The 21,511-nt window shown below is 73.3% G+C and carries 18 protein-coding genes; 4 read left to right on the top strand and 14 right to left on the bottom strand.

Going from position 1 to position 21,511, the window contains the following annotated elements; all coding sequences use genetic code 11:
- Positions 1-207: 207 nt before the first annotated feature.
- The 5 genes from RB614_RS00525 to RB614_RS00505 all read right to left on the bottom strand — a co-directional run bounded on the left by RB614_RS00525 (position 208) and on the right by RB614_RS00505 (position 5,577).
- On the bottom strand, positions 208-2,367 hold the full coding sequence (locus RB614_RS00525) for an AMP-binding protein (protein WP_308710274.1): 2,160 nt from the start codon (positions 2,365-2,367) through the stop codon (positions 208-210).
- Entirely contained in the window at positions 2,364-3,515 is a 1,152-nt protein-coding gene (locus tag RB614_RS00520; protein ID WP_308710273.1) for a beta-ketoacyl synthase N-terminal-like domain-containing protein, read from the bottom strand. Before RB614_RS00520 ends, RB614_RS00525 begins: the two co-directional genes overlap by 4 nt.
- Positions 3,505-4,713, bottom strand: a complete 1,209-nt coding sequence (locus RB614_RS00515) for a beta-ketoacyl synthase N-terminal-like domain-containing protein (protein WP_308710272.1) — start codon at positions 4,711-4,713, stop codon at positions 3,505-3,507. The genes RB614_RS00520 and RB614_RS00515 overlap by 11 nt, the downstream gene beginning before the upstream one ends.
- On the bottom strand, positions 4,703-4,957 hold the full coding sequence (locus tag RB614_RS00510) for an acyl carrier protein (protein WP_308710271.1): 255 nt from the start codon (positions 4,955-4,957) through the stop codon (positions 4,703-4,705). The genes RB614_RS00515 and RB614_RS00510 overlap by 11 nt, the downstream gene beginning before the upstream one ends.
- Before the next feature lie 272 nt (positions 4,958-5,229).
- A complete protein-coding gene (locus RB614_RS00505; protein ID WP_308710516.1) occupies positions 5,230-5,577 on the bottom strand; it encodes a YciI family protein in 348 nt (115 codons plus the stop codon).
- Between the two features lie 234 nt (positions 5,578-5,811).
- Here RB614_RS00505 and RB614_RS00500 point away from each other — a divergent pair, with 234 nt between their 5' ends.
- Positions 5,812-6,477 (top strand): hypothetical protein, encoded by a 666-nt coding sequence (locus tag RB614_RS00500; protein WP_308710270.1) that lies wholly within the window; start codon positions 5,812-5,814, stop codon positions 6,475-6,477.
- A 143-nt stretch (positions 6,478-6,620) separates the two neighbouring features.
- Here the strand turns inward: RB614_RS00500 and RB614_RS00495 are convergent, their stop codons facing one another.
- From RB614_RS00495 to RB614_RS00480, 4 genes are all read right to left on the bottom strand, one after another.
- Positions 6,621-7,115 carry a hypothetical protein gene (locus tag RB614_RS00495; RefSeq protein ID WP_308710269.1) on the bottom strand — a complete coding sequence of 165 codons (495 nt, stop codon included), beginning with the start codon at positions 7,113-7,115 and terminating at the stop codon, positions 6,621-6,623.
- Between the two features lie 133 nt (positions 7,116-7,248).
- Positions 7,249-9,510 (bottom strand): FtsX-like permease family protein, encoded by a 2,262-nt coding sequence (locus tag RB614_RS00490; RefSeq protein ID WP_308710268.1) that lies wholly within the window; start codon positions 9,508-9,510, stop codon positions 7,249-7,251.
- 3 nt (positions 9,511-9,513) lie between these two features.
- Positions 9,514-10,251 carry an ABC transporter ATP-binding protein gene (locus RB614_RS00485; RefSeq protein WP_308710267.1) on the bottom strand — a complete coding sequence of 246 codons (738 nt, stop codon included), beginning with the start codon at positions 10,249-10,251 and terminating at the stop codon, positions 9,514-9,516.
- A complete protein-coding gene (locus tag RB614_RS00480; RefSeq protein WP_308710266.1) occupies positions 10,248-10,808 on the bottom strand; it encodes a PadR family transcriptional regulator in 561 nt (186 codons plus the stop codon). Before RB614_RS00480 ends, RB614_RS00485 begins: the two co-directional genes overlap by 4 nt.
- 242 nt (positions 10,809-11,050) lie before the next feature.
- Between RB614_RS00480 and RB614_RS00475 the strand changes: the two genes are divergently transcribed.
- Positions 11,051-15,040 (top strand): galactose-binding domain-containing protein, encoded by a 3,990-nt coding sequence (locus RB614_RS00475; protein ID WP_308710265.1) that lies wholly within the window; start codon positions 11,051-11,053, stop codon positions 15,038-15,040.
- Between the two features lie 34 nt (positions 15,041-15,074).
- On the opposite strand, the gene RB614_RS00470 is transcribed toward RB614_RS00475, so the two are convergent.
- Genes RB614_RS00470 through RB614_RS00450 form a run of 5 tightly spaced genes read right to left on the bottom strand, consistent with a single transcriptional unit; the run spans position 15,075 to position 19,542 of the window.
- On the bottom strand, positions 15,075-15,803 hold the full coding sequence (locus RB614_RS00470; protein ID WP_308710264.1) for a 4'-phosphopantetheinyl transferase family protein: 729 nt from the start codon (positions 15,801-15,803) through the stop codon (positions 15,075-15,077).
- Positions 15,793-16,650, bottom strand: a complete 858-nt coding sequence (locus RB614_RS00465) for a metallophosphoesterase family protein (protein WP_308710263.1) — start codon at positions 16,648-16,650, stop codon at positions 15,793-15,795. The genes RB614_RS00470 and RB614_RS00465 overlap by 11 nt, the downstream gene beginning before the upstream one ends.
- A 35-nt stretch (positions 16,651-16,685) precedes the next feature.
- A complete protein-coding gene (locus RB614_RS00460) occupies positions 16,686-17,927 on the bottom strand; it encodes an NAD(P)/FAD-dependent oxidoreductase (protein ID WP_308710262.1) in 1,242 nt (413 codons plus the stop codon).
- Between the two features lie 5 nt (positions 17,928-17,932).
- Positions 17,933-19,138: a deoxyguanosinetriphosphate triphosphohydrolase gene (locus tag RB614_RS00455; protein WP_308710261.1), complete on the bottom strand. Its 1,206-nt coding sequence runs from the start codon at positions 19,136-19,138 to the stop codon at positions 17,933-17,935.
- Positions 19,139-19,191: 53 nt separating this feature from the next.
- On the bottom strand, positions 19,192-19,542 hold the full coding sequence (locus RB614_RS00450; RefSeq protein WP_308710260.1) for a VOC family protein: 351 nt from the start codon (positions 19,540-19,542) through the stop codon (positions 19,192-19,194).
- Between the two features lie 331 nt (positions 19,543-19,873).
- Between RB614_RS00450 and RB614_RS00445 the strand changes: the two genes are divergently transcribed.
- Both RB614_RS00445 and RB614_RS00440 read left to right on the top strand, forming a co-directional pair.
- Positions 19,874-20,302, top strand: coding sequence for a hypothetical protein (locus tag RB614_RS00445; RefSeq protein WP_308710259.1), 429 nt, complete (start codon positions 19,874-19,876; stop codon positions 20,300-20,302).
- A 4-nt stretch (positions 20,303-20,306) separates the two neighbouring features.
- The gene (locus RB614_RS00440) at positions 20,307-21,320 is read left to right on the top strand and encodes an ADAM 12 protein (protein ID WP_308710258.1); all 1,014 of its coding nucleotides are present in this window, start codon (positions 20,307-20,309) and stop codon (positions 21,318-21,320) included.
- The last annotated feature ends 191 nt before the right edge of the window (positions 21,321-21,511 follow it).

The raw sequence follows: 21,511 nt of genomic DNA, 5'->3' as shown, positions 1-21,511 counted from the left end.
GGCGACCGTGGGCGAGACCACGCCACGGGCCCTCGCCCACGGTCCCCAAGCCGGGCATCTGGCCGTGCCATTCACGGCTCAGGGCCCACCTGGTGGGTCTTGTGGCTGCTTCGCCTCGCACCCACGAGACCCACCAGCTGAGCCCGGATCCCGCCCGCCCGCCGCGGCAACGACGGACGGGCGGGGGGCCTCTCCCCGTCCCGTCGCCTACGGGTAGAGGCCAGCCAGCACGGCAGCGGTCTGCACCGGGTTGGTCACCACAAAGTAATGACCGCCGTCCACCACGTGCGTACTCGCGACCATCGACGGGCGGAGGCGGGCGGCGACGCCGGGCAGCGTGCAGAGGGTGTCCTCCGCGCCGACCAGCACGTGCACCGGGGTCTCCAGCGTTGGCGTCCACTCCTCCGGCACCAGCGACAGGTCGCGCCGGAAGCGGGGCAGCAGCAGCCGCCCGACCTCGTCCGCGGTGAGCGTGGTGGGTGGCATCAGCCCGCTGCGGGTGAGGTCGGCGACGAGTTGCGCGTCGTCCTGCGAGCGGATCGCCCGGGCGGCCGCGCCGGACAGCGGCGGGGCGGAGAGCACCACGTGCGCCGGCTCCAGCCCGGCGCCGGCACGGTTGGCGACCTCGGCGGCGACGAGCGCGCCCAGGCTGTGTCCAAAGAGGACGGTACCGGCGGAGAGGTACGGGGTGACCGCCTTCCACCACGCGTCGGCGACATCGGCCACGGTGACCGGGCCACGCAGGCTCGCCTCGCCGGCCACCACCCGCCACGACTCCGGCAGGTGCTTGGCCAGCCGGGTGTACGAGCCGGCCGAACCGCCCGCGTACGGCAGGCAGATCAGCGTGCGCCTGTACCTACCTCCCCGCCCCTCGCGCAGCACCCGCAGCGTCACGTTGACCTCGCCGGTACGCAGCTTGAAGCGGGCCAGCTTGCCGGTCGAGGTGACCGGGAGCTGGTCGACGACCTCGATGACGGCCGGCCGCTTGAAGACCGGCAGCCGGTCCCGGAACGCCTGCCGCGCCGCCGTGCGCAGCACCGCGCGGTCCACCCCGTTCTCCGGTACCAGGTAGGCGACCGCCTGCTCCAGCCCGCTGGTGTCCCGGGCGCCCACGACCGCGACCTGGGAGAGGCCGTCCACCTCGCGGGCGGCGGCCTCCACCTCGAACGGCGACACCTTGAAGCCGCCCACGTTGATCAGGTCGTCGCGGCGGCAGACGTACTCCAGGTCGCCGTCCACCGCGCGGCGCACGATGTCACCGGTGTACGCCCCGCCGTCGGCGAACGTGCGGGCGGTGGCGTCGGCCCGGTCCAGGTAGCCGGCCGCGACCGAGCCGCCGGCCACGTGCAGCCGCCCCTCGACACCGTCCGGCACGACCTGTCCCTGGTCGTCGCGGACGGTGATCCGCACACCGGGTACCGGGATGCCGGTCGAGCCGGGCCGGCTGCCGTTGGTGGCCACCACGATGTGCAGCACCTCGGTCGCGCCGAGCCCGTTGACCAGCGGGGCGCTGCACACCCTGGCGAACTCGCCGCACATCGGCGCGGGCAGGTGCTCGCCGGCCGAGACGGCCAGCCGCAGCGAGCCGAGCGCGAGCGCCTCGCCGTGGCGGATCCGCTCCAGCAGCGCCGCGTACACCCGGGGCACCGAGCAGAGCACGGTCGGGCGGTGGGCGGCGAGCGTGGCGGCGACCCGGAAGACGTCCGGCGGGCCGGCGCTGAGGACGGTACGGGCGCCGGCGGCGAGCGGGAAGAGCAGCGAGTTGCCGAAGCCGTACCCGAAGGAGAGCTTGGCCGTGGAGAGCACGGTGTCGGCCGGGGAGAGCGCGAGGATCCGGCCGAAGCCGCTCAGCACGCCGTCGATGCCGGCCCGGGTGTGCAGCACGCCCTTGGGCTGGCCGGTGCTCCCCGACGTGTACTGGATCAGCACCACGTCGCCGTCGCCCTGGTGCGCGGGGGGCGGGATCTCACCGTCGTACGGGGCCATCCGGTCGGCCCGCCCGCGGGGCAGGTCGAGGGCACCCTTGGCGGGGAACCGCTCCTCGGCCCGCTCGTCCACGTGCAGGTACGTGGCCGAGCAGTCGCCCGCGATGAACTCGATCTCGGCCGGGGTGAGCATCGGGCTGACCGGCACCGGTACGCCACCGGCCCACCACACGCCCAGGATCGCCACGACCGTCGCGATCGAGTCGTCGGCGACGATCAGCGCGTTGCTCCCCGGGCGGAACGCGGAGCCGTCCAGCCGCGCCGCGTAGGCGTGCACCGCCCGGGCCAGCTCGGCGTACGTGACCTGACCACCGGCGTCCACGTACGCGGTCGCGTCGGGCTTACCAGCGGAGAGCAGGTGCTCGACGATGTTGTTGTTCACGATGACGAAACCTCCAAGCTGGCCGTGCTCCCGCACGGCTCGACCGCGAGGGCGAGGATTTTCGTGGGCCTGATCGGGTTGGGCTCGCTTCGCTCACCGGGCGCCGCGAGCAGCCCGGCCCCCGCGAGCAGCCCGGCATCCGGGAGCAGCCCGGGCCCCGCGAGCAGCCCGGCATCCGGGAGCAGCCCGGGCCCCGCGAGCAGCCCGGCATCCGGGAGCGGCCGGGGCGCCGCGAGCGGGCCGGTGGCGGCGCAGAGCGCGGCGGCACCCACCACCGCGAGAAAGCCGCCCGCCGCGCCGAGGTCGCCGAGCGCCCGCTCGACGTGCCAGACCGGAAACGGTTGCCCGGACGCGAGCGCGTCCACGAGGCCGAAGTCCGATGTGGACACCACGAGGCCGTCCGGGCGGGTCTGCGGCCGCGCGGCGGCCTGGATCACCCGGGCGGTCGCGCGGACGAGGTCGGTGCGGTGGCACTCGCCCAGCTGGATGCCGGAGCCGCCGGCCGGGTCCAGCACGAGGCAGGCGGCGCCCTCGGCGGGCGTGAGGTGGTCCTGGGCGGCGGTGAGGCTCCACCGCGTCACGGTGGCGGAGGCGCCGACCAGCGCGGCTCTCGCGTCGCCGGCCGCGATGAGCCGCATCGCCTCGGCGATCGCCGAGATGCCGGCCGTGGCCCCGCCGGTGAGGGTGAGGTTGGGGCCGGCGAGGCCGAGCCGGATCGAGACGGTCGCGGCCGGCCCGTTGTGTGCCGAGGCGGGCCCGAGGGCCGGCGCGACGAACCCTGGCTCCAATGTGGACGCCTCGGCGCAGACTGTGGCGTACTCCGGCAGCCCGGCCGTGGAGCTCGCCCAGACCACCGCCGTCGTGTCGTCGGGGCCCTGCTTGCCCGGGGTGCTGGCGGCGGCGCCCAGGGCCAGCAGTGACTCGTGTGGGAGGCTGCGCAGGCCGCGAGTGCCGGCGCGGGCCGGGACCCGGGGCTCGACCGGGCCGTAGACCTCCCGCTCCACCGGGGCGAGCACGGTGTCCGGCGCGGCGAACCGGCGTACCTCCGCGGGTGCCGGCGCGGAGCGGAGGCGGCGGGCGAGCGACGCCAGGTCGTCCACTTCGGACAGGCGTAGGCCGGCGCCGCAGACGGTGACGCTAGCGGGCATCGGGGTTCCCCTTCCCCAGGAGCACGGTGCAGACCGCGCCGCCGAAGCCGTACGCCTGGCTCAGCACCCGGCGCACCGGCCCCCGCCGGCCGGCCGGCTCGACCAGGTCGACGCCGGCACACTCCGGGTCCGGCTCGACGAGCGTCACGTTGCCGGGCACGAGGTCGTACGCGAGCGCGCGTACCCCGATGACGGCCTCCAGCGCGGCGGCCGCGCCCTCCGCGTGGCCCAGCTGTCCCTTCACGGAGGAGAGCACCGGGCGCCGCCGGCCGCCGAGCGCCTTGGCGACCGCGCGGGCCTCGACGGCGTCGTTGGCCGGCGTTCCGGTGCCGTGCGCGCAGACCCAGTCGACGTCGTCCGGCTCGACCCGGGCGCGGTCGAGGCAGGTCTGGATCGTGGCGATCAGGCCGGCGCCGTCCGGGTGCGGCTGGGTCAGGTTGTGCGCGTCGGCGGCGGACGCGGTAGCCAGCACCCGGGCCAGTGGCTTACGGCCGCGGGCGGCGACCCGCTCGGCCCGCTCCAGCACGAGCACCGCCGCCCCCTCGCCCGGCATCGTGCCCCGGCGCCCCGCGTCGAACGGCCGGATCGCGTCGGCGGCGAGCGCCCGCATCGACGTGAAGAACGCGAACACCTCCAGCGAAAGCTCGTCCGCCCCGCCGCAGACCGCCACGTCCACCTCGCCGGAGGCCACCGCCGCGGCGCCGGCGGCGATCGCCTCGTTGCCGGCCGAGCAGCCCGGCGCCAGCAGCACCGCCGGACCGTCCACTGTGACCACCTGGCGTACGGCGGCGAGCAGCTCGTCGGGGCGGGCCCAGGCCCGGTCGGCCACGCCGAGCGGTCCGCGCCCGATCGCCCGGTCGAGCAGCGGCCGGGTACCCATGACCGTGCCCACGAACAGTCCCAGCCGCCCGCGCCGCCGGTGTGCCGGCAGCCCGGCGTCGCCGAGCGCCTCCAGCGTCGCGGCGGCCAGGTAGCGGGCGGCCAGCGACTCGTGCGGGGGTACCAGCGAGTCGAGCGCCGCGACCGCGCCGGGCGGCACCTCGGCGGCCTGCCGGGTCGGGTACCCGGACAGGTCGTACCGCGTCACCGGCCCGGTGAGCACCCGGCGGTCCTCGATGGCGCGCCACAGCGCGTGCACGCCCAGTCCGGCGGGTGAGACCGCGCCCACGCCGGACACCGCGACGCCGTCACGGTCCAACGCTCAGTCCCCGGCTTCTCAGTACGGTGATCGCCCCGCCGAGGTCCCGCATGCCGGCCGCCTCGTCGTCGGTGAGCTTCAGCCCGAGCTGCCGCTCCATCCGTACGACGAAGTCCACCTTCTGCAACGAGTCGACGCCGAGGTCCTCGTAGAAGGCCGCGCCGTCGGTGATCTCCTCCGCCGGTACGTCGAACACCTCGGCCGCCAGTGCGCGCAGCCGCGTTGCGGACGTCTCCTGTGGCATCGTCTCTCTCCCCTAACCGCTTACTGCCTCCCCAGGCCCGGTACTCGCGGTCGACCGTCTTTGGGAGCGGCCAGGTTCGCCGGGACGATCAACCCCGGGGATCAGACAACGGGCCCGCCGCGCCCGGTCGCACACGGCGTGCGTCGTTTTTCGGGGCCGGAAACGACGTCAGGGCGCCCCCGTTTCCGGGGACGCCCTGCTCAGACCCGCTGTGATCGAAGCTCCCCTCACGTCGCTAGAACGACGTGACGGGAGCTTCGATCACGGGCGGGTCAGGCTTCTGCGACGCCGACGACCTCGCGGAGCTCGACGCCCCAGTAACGCGCGTCCGGCCAGCGCTGGGCGATCTCGACGGCCCGCTCCAGCGACTCGACCTCGAAGATGCAGAGGCCGGCCAGCTGCTCCTTGGCCTCGGTGAACGGCCCGTCCGTGACCGCCGCGACCCCGTCGCGGACCCGGATCGCCTTGGCCTGGGCCGGACCGGCGAGCCCGGCACCGCTGACCCACTCGCCGGTCTTGACCAGCTCCTGCCAGATGTCGCCGGCCTCGTTCTGCAGGCCGCCCATCTCCTCCTCGGACATGGCGGCCGCCGCGGCGGTGTTCTGATAGATCAACATCATGTACTTCACGGCGTAAACCCCTCGTGGTCTCGGTGCCCTGGTCGGGCCCCTCGCACCGGTAGGTCGGAGCGGCACGCTGGTCCTCGACATCGCCCGTGAGATCCACGTCACGGCCCCCGGCGGGGAGAGTCTAGCGACGGGAGATCCGCACCGGTCGGTAATGCTCGTGACTAGAGCGGCCCGCTGGGGGAAACTGAGAGGAGTCTGAACCGCACCTGTTGCCTGGAGGTGCCCATGACGACCGATGTCCACCTGCCCGACTCGATGCCGGTGCTGTCCCGCGGCCGTCACCGCAACCCGCGCAAGGGCGCCTGCTTCATGGAGATGGCGTCCTACCTCGCCGGGGAGCGGTGGAGCGACCATCCGGGCTGCACACACCCGCTGCTCGCCTCACTCGCCCGCCTGGTCAACGACCACACCAGTGACACCGGCCGCCAGCGCCTCGCCGAGCTGATCCCCTCGGTCATCGGCCTGACCAGCGACGACGTCCGCTGGGACGCGTTGATCGCGCTGCGCGCCGCGGAGACCGCCCTGCCGGTCGTCTCCGCCGAGATGCAAAACGCGATGGCCGTCTCGGTGCTCAGCGGCAACCGCCTGCTGGCCGGCCTCGACGGGCGCCCACCGGACACGCTCCGCCCGTCCAGCCGGGGCGCCCTGCTGCGCGCGCCACTCGCGGCCCGCTGGGCACACCGGTTCACCTACGACGTGTCCGTCTCCCGGAGGATGTACCAGCGGCACGGCGCGCCACGCACGGTGGAGTTCGCGGTGCAGGGCATCGCCAGGGCCTGCATCCCCGACGCCGACGAGACCCTGCGCGGCCTCCTCGCCGGCGCCATCGACGACGTGACGGCCACCCAGCCGGCCACGGCGGTCACCCACTCGGCGGTGCGGGCCTGGTAGCGGTGCCGTCCAGGATCTGGGCTGCCGCGACGTCCGCGGTGGTCCGGACCGTTGCGCGGGTACCCCGCGCAAGCGGTCTACAGCTGGCGCGGACCGGGGCAAATCCGGTCTGAAGAACGCCCGGGACGCGCGACCAGGCTCTCTCAGGACTCGTCTTCGTCGGCGGGCTGTGGGGTGTCGCCCTTGCGCACCAGCGCCTCGGGGCGGCAGAGCACGGTGACCTTGTAGGACAGGCCGACGTTGGACCAGATCTCGCCGCGCAGGCCGAGGCAGAGGCCGACCCCGTCGAGCCCGGCGGGGTGCTCGAAGAAGTCGACCTCGGGCTCGGCCAGCGCGCCGACCAGGCCCTGCGTGCCCCGGTCGGTGGCGGGCACCTGCAGGAGGCCGACCACGACCTGCACCTCGACGTCATCGAGGGCGTCCGCGTCGTACCAGTGGGTGTCGGGCAGGAAGAGCCGCGAGTCGACCGCGCGGCGGCGGTAGTTGGGGCCCATCATGCCGGTCTCGCCCGCCGGCTCGTCGCCGATCCAGGCCATCCCGGCGAAGTCACTGCGCAGCCGCCGGCTCTCGGTGTGAAACTCCGTCACGACTGTGTCGATGCGCGGCTGGGCGACGAGGTGCACGTCAGCGTCGGTCACCTGCGGCACCCTAGCATCCGGCCGGACTCCGCTCCCGCCGCGGTTGATCAGGGACTTGATGGAGTGACACGCGGCGCGACACGCCCACCAACTCCCTGATCAACCGGGCGGAGGGTCACGGGCGGGTGGAGGGTTACTCCCAGCGGACCAGCGTTGCGGCGGAAGTGCCGGCTAGGCGGCGGGTGGCCGCCGCGCCGGCGAGCGCACCGGCGAGGGCGGCGGCCGGGACGGTCGCGGCGAGCAGGAGCCCCGACGGGTACTGGGAGAGCCCCGGGCCGGCGCCGATCCCGGTGGTCACCTGGTCGGCGAGCACCCGGAGTACGACCAGCCCGACCGGCAGGCCCACGATGCCGGCGGCGAGCCCGAGCGCCGCCCCGCCGGTCGCCGACTGGGCGAGTGTCTGCCGCACCGTGAAGCCGACCGTGCGCAGCACTCCCAGTACCCGGGCCCGCTCCCGGGCGCCGCTCAGCAGCGCGGCGGCCAGGTTGGCGAGGCTGACGACGAGTACGAGCCCGGCCATCACCTGCAGCGCGACCGTGAAGACGCCAAGCTCGTCGGGGTCTGCCTCGCGGGCCCGTACCGTCGCGGCGGGGCCGAGCCGGTCGCGCAGCGCGGTCGCCAGCGCCTCCGGCGACCCACCCCGGCCGCTCACCAGGAACGCGTCGGGCGTGGCGCCGGGAAGCATCTCGGCCCGGTACATGAGCACCTCGCCGGTGTCTTCGGTCTCGCTGTACCAGCCGACGATCCGCAGCGAGAGCGCTGCCTCACCGGCCCGGATGTCCACTGTGTCTCCCACCGCCAGGCCGAACCGCCGCAGGAACCCGTATCCGGCGACCGCCTCGCCCGCCGCGCGCAGCGGTTCGCCCTCGCGCAGCAGGAAGCCCGCCTGCGCCGGGTCGCCGCCGATCGCCCGAGCCAGAAACGTCTCCTCGCCGAGCGTGGCCCGCCGGTCGGTCTGGGTGTACCAGCCGGCGACCTCGGGCATCGCGGAGAGCGCCGCCGCCGTGCCCGCGCCGCCGGTGCCGTCGCCGGCCACCATCACGTCGTACGGGTCGCCGGCCCGGGCCGGTTCGCTCACGATCCTGTCCATCGTGGACATGAAACCGGCGGCGACCACGACCGCGGCCACGGCGATCGCCAGCGCGGCGGCGGTCAGCGCCGAACGGGCCGGCCGGGCCAGCACGGTGCCGAGGCCAAAGCGGGCGGCCGGGGCGAGCCGCAGCCGCTCCAGCAGCCGCGCGACGCGGGCCGGGGCGGCCGAGCGGGGCGGGGCGTCGCGGAGCACGTCGGTGACCGGCTGGCGGGCGGCCCGCCGCGCCGGGATCACCGTGGCCGCGGCCAGGATCACCCCGACGAACGCGACCGCGATCAGCAGCGACACCACGCTCACCCGCAGCCCGGTGCGGCCCATCGCCGCGGCGAGCCCGACCTGCAGGAGCGGCGCGACGAGCGTGCCGACCACCCAGCCGAGGACCGCGCCGGTCACGCCGAGGAGCAGCGTCTCGCCGAGCAGGCCGCCGACGACCTGCCGGTTGGTGTAGCCGACGGCCTGGAGCATCGCGATCTCGCGGCGCCGGGCCAGCAGCCGCGCCGCGGCCGCGCCGGCCACCACGAAGGCGGCCGCCAGCAGCACGAACACGCCGAACCCGGCGAGCGAGGCGCCGAAGATGAGCTCCCGGACGAGGATGTCGTCGCGGGTGTCCGGCCACGGCTGCACCCCGTCGACACCGGGGAGGGTGCCGAGGCGGGCGGCGGCCGCGTCGGCGGCGTCCGGGTCGGTGAGCCGGCCGATCAGCAGCGCGCCCCGCTCGACCCCGCTGGGCGCGAGCGCGTCGAGCCCGGCCGGAGACACGAAGAGCCGGATCGGGTCGCAGTCGGGATAGAAGCAGTCCGTGAGGTCGACGGCGGTGCCGACCACGGTGAGGGTCGAGGGGCGGCCAGCCACGTCGACACGTACCAGATCGCCGTCGCGGACGCCGGCCTCGACGGCGGTGGCCCGGTCGAACACGACCTCGCCCGCTGCCACCGGCCACCGTCCGGTGCGCAGCTGGGGCGCGCCCACCGCGGACGCCGGCGGGAGCGTGGCGACGCGCGCCTCCACCGACCCGTCGCCGATCTCGACGTCGCCGGTGGTGAACGGGGTGACCGGCCCGGTCGCGGCGAACGCGGCGTCGCCCCGCAGCCCCGCCAGCGCGGCCGGCTCGCCGTAGACCACCAGGTCGGGACGGCCGGAGTCGCGGTAGATCTCGTCGACCTGCGGGCCGCCCTGGCTCTGCACCGAGAGGCCGGCGACCACGGCGGCCGCGGCGAGGGCGGCCACCAGCGCGGTGGCACCGGCGGCGACCTTGCTCCGCCCGCGCAGCCCGGACAGCGCCAGCCGAAGGGTGGCGGACATGGCTCAGCCCTCCAGGTTGATCAGGTTGGCGTACGTGGGGCGCTCCTTGGCACCGGTCAGGTCACGCTCGTCGACGATCTGGCCGTCGAGCATGGTCACGACCCGGTCTGCCGCGGCCGCCACCCTGTGGTCGTGGGTGACCAGCACGATGCTCTGGCCAGCGGCGTGGCGGCGGCGCAGCAGGTCGAGCACCACCTCGGCGGAGGCGGAGTCGAGCGCGCCGGTCGGCTCGTCGGCGAGCAGCACGTCGGGGCGGTGCACGACCGCACGGGCCAGCGCCACCCGCTGCTGCTGCCCGCCGGAGAGCTCGGCCGGCGCGGCGTCGGCGGCGTCGCCCACGCCGAGCTCTTCGAGGATCTCCAGCGAACGGGCGCGCGCCTCTCGCCGCCCGACCCCCTGCAGGACCAGGGGCAGCTCGACGTTGCCGATCACGGTCATCGTCGGCACCAGGTTGAGGAACTGGAACACGAACCCCACGTGCCGCCGGCGCAGCAGCGCCCGACCGCTCTCGCCGCGGTCGTCCAGCCGGGTGCCGGCCAGCCACACCTCGCCGCTGTCCGGTCTGTCCAGGCCACCGAGCAGGTGCAGCAGCGTGGACTTGCCGCACCCGCTCGGGCCGGTGATGGCCACCCAGTCGCCGGCGGCCACGGTCAGGGATACGTCTCGCAGGGCGGCGTACTCCCGGGCTCCGCCGCGGTAGGTCCGCACGAGCGCGCTGGCGCGCAGCAACGGGTCGGTCATGGCTGGTCTCCGTCCGGCTTGGGTGGGGACAGGGGCTGGATCTGGGTGAGCTGCTGCTCGCACGCCTCCAGCCAGCGCAGCTCGGCCTGCAGGTGCAACGCGGCGGCCTGGAGCAGCAGGCCGCTCACGCTGCCCGGCGGGGTCTGCCCGGCCTGGCGGTCGAGGTCGCGCAGCGCCTCGAAGCACCGCTGGCGGTGGTCGGTGATGATCGCGCGGGCGTCGATGCCCGGGATCACGTCCGCGGCGAGCCGGGCCGTGACCAGCCGCAGCAGCACGTCCGGCTTGACGATCGGGGTGTCGGGGCGCTCGGCGAACCACTCGCGCAGCGCCTTGGTGCCGGTGTCGGTGAGCCGGTAGACCTTGCGGTCCCGCTTGTCACCGCCCGGCGCGGGTGTCTGGGCGACCAGGCCGTCCTTTTCCAGCCGGCCGAGGGTGACGTAGATCTGGCCGACGTTGACCTCCACACCGGCGCCGGCGAAGAGCTCGTCGTATCGCCGGCGCACCTCGTAGCCGTGTGCCGGGCCGGCCGCCAGCAGGCCGAGTACGACGTACTTCATCGACGCTCCTCCAATACCTAACGGCTAGAGCTTAACTGTTAGGTATTGCCTGTCAAGACCAGCCTGGTCCGAGTGCCGCTCGCGGAGTTCAGTTCTTGCGGATATGGATCAGCTTCTTGCGTTGATCAGTCTGAATTTGTATCGTCATCGCCACGTAACACAGGTGCGCCCCACGCGCCCGGGCGTGGCGACTCACCGGTCTGGCCCCCTCTGTCGCCCACGGAAGTAGGTGCCGCACCGCCATGTCCCGAAGATCCGCAAGAGCACTCGTCGCCGCCGTAATGCTGGTGGCGGGGGTCGCGGTCGCGACGCCCGCCGAGGCCGCCGCCGGCCCCAGCCTCGCCGCCGGACGCACCGCGTCGGCCAGCGCCACCGCCGCCTCGTTCCCCATCGCCAACCTCACCGACGGCGACCAGGCCACCTACTGGCAGGGCTCCGGCGCCTTCCCCCAGTGGGCGCAGGTCGACCTGGGCGCCAGCCGCTCCATCGACCAGGTGCGGCTCCGGCTTCCGGCCGGCTGGAGCCAGCGCACCCAGACGCTCTCCGTGCAGGGGAGCCCGAACGGCAGCACGTTCGCCACGATCGTCTCCTCGGCGGCGTACACGTTCGCGCCGGGCAACGGCAACACCGTGACGATCGACTTCGCCGCCACCACCGCCCGGTACGTGCGGGTCGACGTCACCGCCAACACGGGCGCGCCAGCGGCACAGCTCTCCGCGCTCGACGTCTTCGCCGTCGCGGCCGCCGGGCCCAACCTCGCGGCCGGCAAGGCGATCCAGGTCAGCAGCACCCAGGGCGGCTTCCCCGGCGGCAACGCCAACGACGCCAACCAGGGCTCGTACTGGGAGAGCGCCAACAACGCGTTTCCACAGTGGATCCAGGTGGACCTCGGCTCGTCGGTGAGCGTCAACCAGCTCGTGCTCAAGCTGCCGGCCGGCTGGGAGACCCGCACCCAGACACTGACCGTGCAGTCGAGCGGCAACGGATCGTCGTTCGGCACGCTGGTCGCCTCCGCCGGGTACGTCTTCAACCCGGCGAGCGGCAACACCGTGACCATCGACTTCACCGCGACCACGACCCGGTACCTGCGGCTGAACATCACCGCCAACACCGGCTGGCCGGCCGGGCAGGTCTCTGAGCTGGAGGTCTACGGCCCGGCGACCGGTGACACCCAGCCGCCGAGCGTGCCCGGCAACCTCGCCTACACCCAGCCGGCCACCGGGCAGATCCGGCTCACCTGGAGCGCCTCGACCGACAACGTCGGCGTCACGGCATACGACGTCTACGCCAACAACGAGCTCCGCACGAGCGTGGCCGGAAACGTCACCACGTTCACCGACAACCAGCCGGACGGCACCACGGTCTCGTACCACGTGCGGGCCCGGGACGCCGCCGGCAACCAGTCCGCCAACAGCAACACCGTCACCCGGCCGGGCGGACCGACCGGCGGCACCAACCTCGCGGTCGGCAAGCCGATCACCGAGTCCGGCCACGTGCACACGTACGTCCCGACCAACGCCAACGACGACAACGTCGGCACGTACTGGGAGTCCAACGGCTTCCCCGGCACGCTGACCGTGCAGCTCGGCGCGAACGCGAGCATCAGCTCGGTCGTGCTGCGGCTCAACCCGGACCCGATCTGGGGGACCCGTACGCAGACGGTGCAGGTGCTCGGCCGGGAGCAGAGCGCGTCCGGCTTCGGCAACCTGGTGTCGGCGCAGACGTACACGTTCAACCCGGCCGCCAGCAACACCGTGACGATCCCGGTCACCGCGACCGTCGCGGACGTGCAACTGCGCTTCACCGCCAACTCCGGGGCACCGGGCGGGCAGGTGGCGGAGTTCCAGGTGATCGGCACGCCGGCACCCAACCCCGACCTCACCGTCACCGGCATCACGTCCAGCCCGGCCGCGCCGGTGGAGACCAGTGCCATCACCCTCTCCGCCACCGTGCGCAACGCGGGCAGCGCGGCCTCCGGGGCCACGGACGTCAACTTCTACCTGGGTACGACGCTCGCCGGCACCGCCGCCGTCGGTGGGCTCGCGGCCGGCGCCTCGGCCACGGTCTCGGCGAACATCGGTCCACGCGACGCCGGCACCTACCAGGTGACCGCCAAGGTGGACGAGGACGGCGACGTCATCGAGCAGAACGACGCCAACAACTCCTTCACCAGCCCCACGTCCCTTGTGGTCACTCCGGTGTCCAGTTCGGACCTGGTGGCCGCGGCGGTGGGCTGGACGCCGAACAACCCGTCGAACGGCAACACCGTCACGTTCACCGCGTCGATCCGCAACCAGGGCAACATCGCCTCGGCGGCCGGCGCGCACGGCGTCACGCTGACCGTACTGGGCGACTCCGGTACGGCGGTGCGGACGCTCACCGGCTCGTACAGCGGCGCGATCGCGGCTGGCGCCACCACACCGGTGCTCAACCTCGGCACGTGGACCGCCGGCAACGGCCGGTACACGGTCCGGGTCGTGCTCGCGGGCGACGCCAACGAGCTGCCGGTCAAGCAGGCCAACAACACCAGCGAGCGGCCGCTCTTCGTGGGTCGCGGCGCCAACATGCCGTTCGACATCCTGGAGGCGGAGGAGGGTACGGTCGGCGGCGGTGCGGCGGTCATCGGTCCAAACCGGACGATCGGCGACCTCGCCGGTGAGGCCTCCGGCCGCCGGGCGGTCACGCTCAACCAGAACGGCGCGTACGTGCAGTTCACCACCCGCGGCGACACCAACACGCTGGTCACCCGCTTCTCCATCCCGGACTCCGCCGGCGGTGGCGGCACGACCAGCACGCTCAACGTGTACGTCAACGACGTGTTCCACAAGGCGATCCCGCTGACCTCGAAGTACGCGTGGCTGTACGGCGCGGAGGCCGGCCCCGGCAACTCGCCGGGCGCGGGGAGCCCGCGGCACATCTACGACGAGGCGAACATCTTCCTCAACTCGACCGTGCCCGCCGGCAGCCGGATCAAGCTGCAGAAGGACGCGGCGAACAGCGGGACGTTCGCCATCGACTTCGTCAGCACGGAGCAGGTCTCGCAGGTGGGCAACCCGGACCCGGCGCGGTACACCACACCGACCGGCTTCACCCACCAGGACGTGCAGAACGCGCTCGACCGGGTACGGATGGACACCACCGGCAACCTGGTCGGCGTCTACCTACCCGCCGGCGACTACCCGACGTCGAGCAAGTTCCAGGTGTACGGCAAGGCCGTGCGTGTGGTCGGCGCCGGCGCCTGGTACAGCCGGTTCGTCGCGCCGCAGAACCAGGAGAACACCGATGTCGGCTTCCGCGTGGAGAACGCGGCGGCGGGCTCGGTCTTCACCGGCTTCTCGTACTTCGGCAACTACACCGCCCGCAACGACGGGCCGGGCAAGGTCTTCGACCTGCAGAACGTCTCCGGAATCACCATCGACGGGATCTGGGCCGAGCACCAGATGTGCCTCTACTGGGGACTCAACACCGACAACATGACCATCCGCAACAACCGGATCCGGAACGGGTTCGCGGACGCCATCAACATGACCAACGGCAGCACGGGCAACCTGGTCAGCAACAACGAGTCCCGGGCGTCCGGCGACGACAGCTTCGCGCTCTTCGCGGCCACGGACGGCGGCGGCGGGGCCCAGCGGGACAACGTGTTCGAAAACCTCACGTCGATCCTGACCTGGCGGGCCGCCGGTGTCGCGGTCTACGGCGGGCTGGGCAACACGTTCCGCAACATCCACGTGGCGGATACGCTGGTGTACTCCGGTGTCACCATCAGCTCGCTCGACTTCGGCATCCCGATGGACGGCTTCGGCGCCGACCCGCCGACCGTGTTCGACGGGCTGTCGATCGTCCGGTCCGGTGGTCACTTCTGGGGCGCGCAGACCTTCCCCGGCATCTGGGTCTACTCGGCAACGAAGGTGTTCCAGGGGATCCGGGTCAGCAACGTCGACATCGTCGACCCGACGTACCACGGCATCATGTTCCAGACCGACTACGTGAACGGTCAGCCGCTGTTCCCGGTGGCGGACACCGTCTTCACCAACGTCTCCATCTCGGGGGCGCAGCGCAGCGGTGACGCGTACGACGCCAAGTCCGGCTTCGGCATCTGGGCCAACGAGTTGCCCGAGCCCGGCGAGGGTCCGGTGCGCGGCTCGGTGACCTTCAACAACCTGCGGTTCAGCAACAACGTCCAGAACATCCGGAACACGACGACAACGTTCACCATCAACGTCAACTAGTGCTCCACCCGTGATCAAAGCTCCTCTGAAGTCGCTAGAACGACTTGGGAGGAGCTTTGATCACGTGCGGGGTCCTGCTGCTCGGCACCGCGGTCGACGGAGCCGCCGGCACGGTGACCACAATGGACGTCAGCAGGAGGCCACGCCGGCTCAGCCACCGGCCGGAGAAGCCGGTCAGCCGCCCCTCGGGTGTCTCCGGTCCGGGCACGAGCAGCGCCGCCTCGAACGTGCCCGCGTCGGGGTCGATCGCGATCCGCGCCTCGCTGAAGTCGAGCCACTCGCCGGTGAGCGGAAACCACGCCTTGTACACCGTTTCCTTGGCGCTGAAGAGCAGCCGGTCCCAGTGCATGCCGGGGGCCCGCGCGTCGAGGTCGCGGAGCATCGCCAGCTCCTCGGCGAGCGCGATCGCGTCGAGCACGCCCTCGGGAAGCGGCCCGGCGGGCTCCGCGTCGACGCCGAGCGTGCGCACGTCGCTGTCGAGCGCGAGCGCGCAGGCCCGGTATCCCTCGCAGTGGGTCATCGTGCCGACCACGCCGGCCGGCCACTGGGGCGCGCCGCGCTGGCCGGGCAGGATCGGCACCGGCCGGTGACCCAGCCGGGCCAGCGCCTGCCGGGCGCAGCCGCGCACGGTGGTGAACTCCCGCCGCCGCTTGTCGACGGCGCGGGCGACGATGGCCTCCTCCTCGGGGAAGAGCTGGACCGGCGTGGCGTCGTCGTACGCCTCGACGGCCACCACGGCCGCCGGGAGAAGCTCAGCCAACACGGGCACCGTCCACAGTGGGCAGAATCTGGCGGGGTCCCCGCGGCGGCGCTGCGCGCGCCCGCCACTCACGCGGGTAGCCGAGCGAGACCTCCTCGAACCGTACGCCGTCGAACCAGTTGACCCGCGGGATGTGCAGGTGGCCGTAGACGACGGCCGCGGAGTTGAAGCGCACGTGCCAGTCGGCGGTGTGCACGGTGCCGCACCACTGGGCGAACTCGGGGTGGTACAGGATGTCGGTCACCGCGCGCACGAGCGGGAAGTGGTTGACGAAGACGGTCGGCAGCTCGGGGCGCTCGCGCTCGGCCAGCCGGCGCAGCGTCAGCTCCAGCCGGGCGGCGCACCAGGCTTCGCGGGTCGGGTAGGGGTCGGGGTGCAGGAAGAACTCGTCGGTGCAGACCACGCCCGCGTCGTACGCGTTCGCGAGGGACGCCTCTTTGGTGTCGAAGCCCGGCATCCGGAACGTGTAGTCGTACAACAGGAAAAGCGGCACGACAGTGACGGGACCGCCCTCACCCTCCCAGATCGGGTACGGGTCTTCCGGGGTCACCACGCCGAGGCCGCGACACAGCTCGACGAGGTGCTGGTAGCGCGCCTCGCCCCGCAGCTGGACGCTGTCGTCCTTGGGCGTCCACAGCTCGTGGTTGCCCGGCGCCCACACCACCTTGCGAAAGCGGCCGGCCAGCAGCCGCAGGGTCCACTCGATGTCAGCCGCCATCTCGCCGACGTCGCCGGCGACCAGCAGCCAGTCGTCGTCGGTCTCGGGACGGTACCCCTCCACGAGCTCGCGGTTATCCGCGTACGCCACGTGCAGGTCGCTGATCGCCAGGAGCTTGGGCTGTACGGGCACCCGTCGATCCTAGCCGCGCCGCACGAGGCCGATGCTCAGCCGACCAGTGACTCCAGCGGCACCGACGGGTCGGCGAGGCGGTCGAGGTCGACGGCGGTCCCGGCGTAGCCGGCGCGGACCAGGGCCTGGATCTGGTCCTGCACGTCCCACACGTTGACGTTCATGCCGGCGAGCACCCGGCCGCCCTTGGTCCAGAAGACCACCAGCTCCGGGGTCTTGCCGTCCACGATGGACGGCTCGCCGCGGAAGACGACGCGGTCGTAGCCGCGGGGCGGCACCCAGCCCGCGTACTCCATGCCGAGGTCGTACTGGTCGGTGAAGAAGTACGGCACGCGGTCGTACGACACGGGCTGGCCGAGCATCGAGCGGGCCGCGGCCGGGCCACCGTTGAGCGCGTTGGACCAGTGCTCGACGCGGATCCGCGCGCCGACCAGCGGGCTGTGGAAGCGGGCCACGTCGCCGCACGCGTACACGTCGGGGTCGGCGGTGCGCAGCGCCGCGTCGGTGACCACGCCGTCGTCGACCGCGAGGCCGGCCGTCTCGGCCAGCTCGGTCGCCGGGCGGATGCCGACGCCGACGACCACCAGGTCGGCGGGGATCTCCGTGTTGTCATCGAGCACCACATCGGACACCTGGCCGCTGACGCCGCCGAACTCGCGCACACCGGCCTCGAAGTGGAACCGCACGCCGCACGCCTCGTGCAGGTCGCGGAAGAGCGTGGCGACCTCTTGGCCGAGCACGTTGTACAGCGGGAGGGGCGCCGCCTCCACGACGGTGACCGCGCAGCCGTGCTCGCGGGCGGCCGCGGCGACCTCGAGCCCGATCCAGCCGGCGCCGACCACCACCACGTCGCCCCCGGTGCGCAGGCGGTCGAGCAGCGCCTCGGCCTCGTCCATCGTGCGCAGGTAGCGGATGCCGTGGGCGTCGGAGCCGGGCACGTCGAGCGTGCGGACGCGCGAGCCGGTGGCCAGCAGCAGCTTGTCGTAGCGCAGCTCCTCGACCCCGTCGAGGGTGACCGTGTGCGCGGCGACGTCGAGGTGGGTGGCGCGGCGGCCGAGGACCAGCTCGACGTCGTGCTCCGCGTACCAGCCCGCGTCGTGCACGAACGCCTTCTCCTGCGGCTCCTTGCCGGCCAGGTAGCCCTTGGAGAGCGGGGGCCGCTCGTACGGCCGGTCGGTCTCCTCGCCGACCAGGACCAACCGCCCGGCGTAGCCCTCCTCGCGCAGCGTCTGGGCGGCCTTCGCGCCGGCCAGGGAAGCGCCGATGATCAGATACATGCAGCTCAGCCTCCGGTCAGTCGCTGGTGCCAGGCGACGGCGGCGGGGTCGGTCAGGGAGGCCACCTGGTCGATCACCACTCTAAGCCGACTCGGGTCGTCCGGCGCGGCCTTCCACAATGGCGCGAAGATCGGGTCCAACCCGTCCGGCGCCCGCGCCGCCAGCGCCCGGACCAGGTCGGCGAGGATCTCCCGCTGCCGCTCGTACCACATCTCGGCGCCCTCACGGCGCATCACGTAGCGCAGGGCCATCCCCTTGAGGAGCGCGCACTGGGCCCGGATCAGGCGCGGTACGACCAGGTCCGCGTCGTACCGGCGCAGCGGCCCGTCCCCCGAGGCCTCCTTGGTGGCCTCGACCGCGGAAGCCACGAAGCGCCCGATCTGCACGCTCGTCGCGCCCTTGAGCGCGGCCTGGGCACGGTAGCTGCCGTCGTATCCGGCCAGCGGCGCGAGCGCGGGGTCGGCGAGCAGGCCGGTGAGCACCTCGGCCAGGTCGCCGGGGGTCTCGGCGGAGTAGGCGGCCGACACGTCCGCGCAGAGCGCCGCGCGCTCGTCGGCGTCGACCAGCAGCCGGCCGAGCGCGATGTAGCCGCCGTGCACGCCGTCTTCGACGTCGTGCACCGAGTAGGCGACGTCGTCGGCCCAGTCCATGACCTGGGCCTCCAGGCACCGCTCCTCCCCCGCCACCCCCGCGCGCACCCAGGCGAAGATCTCCGCGTCGTCGGCGTACACGCCGAACTTGCGCCGCCCCGGGCGGCGCGGCCAGGGATATTTACAGGTCGCGTCGAGCGAGGCCCGGGTGAGATTGAGGCCGGCGCCGTCGACCTTGGCCTCCAGCCGCGTGAGTACGCGCAGCGTCTGCGCGTTGCCCTCGAAGCCGCCGCACTCCCGCGCGACGGCGTCGAGCGCGTCTTCGCCGTTGTGGCCGAACGGTGGATGCCCGAGGTCGTGGGCGAGCCCGGCCACGTCGACCACGTCCGGGTCGCAGCCCAGCCGGGCACCCATCTCCCGGGCGATCTGCGCGACCTCCAGCGAGTGGGTCAGCCGGGTGCGCAGGAAGTCGTCGGAGCCGGCGGTGTGCACCTGGGTCTTGGCGGCCAGCCGGCGGAACGCCGCCGAGTGGAGCACCCGCGCCCGATCCCGCTCGAACGGGCTGCGCCCGTGTCCCGTGTCCTTGCGCGGCTCGGGCACGAACCGCTCGGCCTCGATCACGCCCTGACTCTATCGCCGCCGGGCCCTCGCCGAGCGGAGCGAGCGGCGGGGTCCTACCCGCGCTGCTTCAGGACGCAGAACTCGTTGCCCTCGGGGTCGGCCAGGACCACCCAGGCGGCGTTGCCCTGGCCCACGTCGACGTGGCGGGCGCCCATGTTGACCAGGCGCTCGACCTCGGCCTCCTGGTCGGCGGGGCGGAGGTCGACGTGCAGGCGGTTCTTGCCGGCCTTGGCGTCCGGGACGGGCACGAAGATCAAACCGGGCAGTTCCTCGGGCGTACGGCGGATCTCCACCTCGTCGGGCCGCTCGTAGGTGATCTGGTAGCCGAGCGCCTCGGCCCACCAGCGCGCGAGGCGCGCCGGATCCAGCGCATCGACGACCAGGTTCTCCCAGCGGCTGCCCATAGGTATGCCTCCCGATTTGTACCCAGTTGTCGTCCGGCGACGCCTTATCGCCAGACGACGCCAAAGTGACGACCACGTTACGCCCAGGATCATCATCCCCGGTGCCGCCGGTACGCGTGACCCCGGGAGGGGCCGAGTGGCAACCGCCGATCATCCGAGATTCGCTGGCCGATCGCCGGCCGTACTCGGGCGGCCGCGCGCGGTAACGTGCTGGCGCGACAACGACCGGACCGGCGTGGCGGCTGCTGGTCGACATAACTACGCCCGGAGCTCGACACCCACCTGGCCGGACTGGGTAGCGAGCGCTCCTCCGGGCCGAGGAGCTATTGCAGTGTCCGGCATTGACGACTGCCTCGCGCAGGCGATGGCGATCAATGGCGCCATCGGCGCCAGCATCATCGACCACACGACCGGCTTCGCCGTCGGCGCGGTTGGGCGGGCCCCCACCGACGACCCCGACGCCACCTGGGCCGGCACCGCCGAGATCGTCAACGTGGCGGCCACCGGTGCCCCGTTCGCGTCGGCGCGGCCGGGCGACCGCGTCGAAGACATCATCATCACCACGCTCGACGGCTACCACCTGATCCAGCAGGTGCACACGGTCTTCGACAGCCGGCTCGTGCTTTATCTGTGGCTGGACCGGGCCCAGGGCAACCTGGCGATGGCCCGCAGGCAGTTGCGGCAGCTCGCCGACGGGCTGGCCGGTGTCCCGGCCGGCTCGGGCGCGGCCGCCGCTCCGGTCCCCAGCGCCGGCCGGTAGGGCGGTGAAGACCGCGCGCACGGGCAAGGCCGTGCTCCCACGCCGTACCCTGACCCAGCTCGCCGGCGCCGGTGAGACCGGAGCGCTGCACGTCGAGGGCGAGCCCGGCGGCATCGTGTACCTGACCGACGGCTGGGTCAGCTACGTCGAGTCCCCGGCCTCGCCGGGTGTTGGCGAACTGCTCACCACCTCCGGCCGCCTGCCCGGGCAGGTGTGGGAAGCGGCCGCCGCCAGCGGCGACGAGGTCGGCCCGCTGCTGGTCGCGCAGGGCCACCTCACCCAGGGCGAGCTCGAGCTCTGCACGCTCGGGGCGATCTACGACGCGGCGTTCTTCGTGCTGTCGCCGGCACCCGTCCGGGTCCGGTTCGGGGCCGGCGAGCGGCACCCGCTCGGCCCGGTCTGCCAGGTCGACGCCGGGGTACTCGGCCGCGAGCTGACCCGCCGCCGCAGGCTGCTCGACGACGCCCACCCGTCCTCCGATGTGGACACCGGGCCGCTGGTGGCGGTCCCGCGCGCGCCGGTGCCGCGGCTGGTGCTCAGCGGGGCGCAGTGGGAGCTGATCGTCCACTGTGACGGCCAGCGGAGCGCGACCGACCTCGCGCGGCTGGTCGGGCGGGCCGGATACACGACCCTGCTGGAGCTGCGCCGCCTCGCGGCCGCCGGCCTGGTCACGGCCGCGCCGCCGGACGAGCCGCAGGCGGCCGCGCCGCCCGGAACAGGAAAGCCGCCGGAGCCGAAGGCTGGCACCGCGGCCGGCACAGAGAAGCCCGCGGAGCCGAAGGCCGGCGCCACACCCGGCCCCACCGCGAAGCCATCGCCGCCGGTCCCCCGGCGGGCGACCAACTCGCGCCGCGCGGTGGCGGCCGGCGGTGGTGGCCGCACCAACCAGACCGAGGCCCGGCTGCCGCGCCGCACACCCGGACAGCAGCCGTCCGGCCCGGATCCACCGCCCGCGTTCCGGGACGAGCTGGACGAGGCCCTGCTCACCCGCATCCGGTCGGGCCTGGAAGCCCTGTGACGCAACGGAACACCATCACCGAAGGGGGGATGATCCTTGGACGGGATCGCCGAGTTACGGGCGCTGCGGCAGCGGCTGCCCGACATCGCCGGCGCGGGGGGGGGGGGCCCCCCCGGGATGCTCAGCGCCCGCGACATGGGCCCCGGGGGGGCGCGGCGGCCGCGCCCGCCCCCCCGCCCCGGGGCGGCCCC

The organism is Phytohabitans maris, assembly GCF_031085175.1.
GTDB classification, from domain to species: domain Bacteria; phylum Actinomycetota; class Actinomycetes; order Mycobacteriales; family Micromonosporaceae; genus Phytohabitans; species Phytohabitans maris.
The sequence above is the reverse complement of the archived record's forward strand: the minus strand, read 5'-3'. Positions and strand labels throughout refer to the sequence as shown.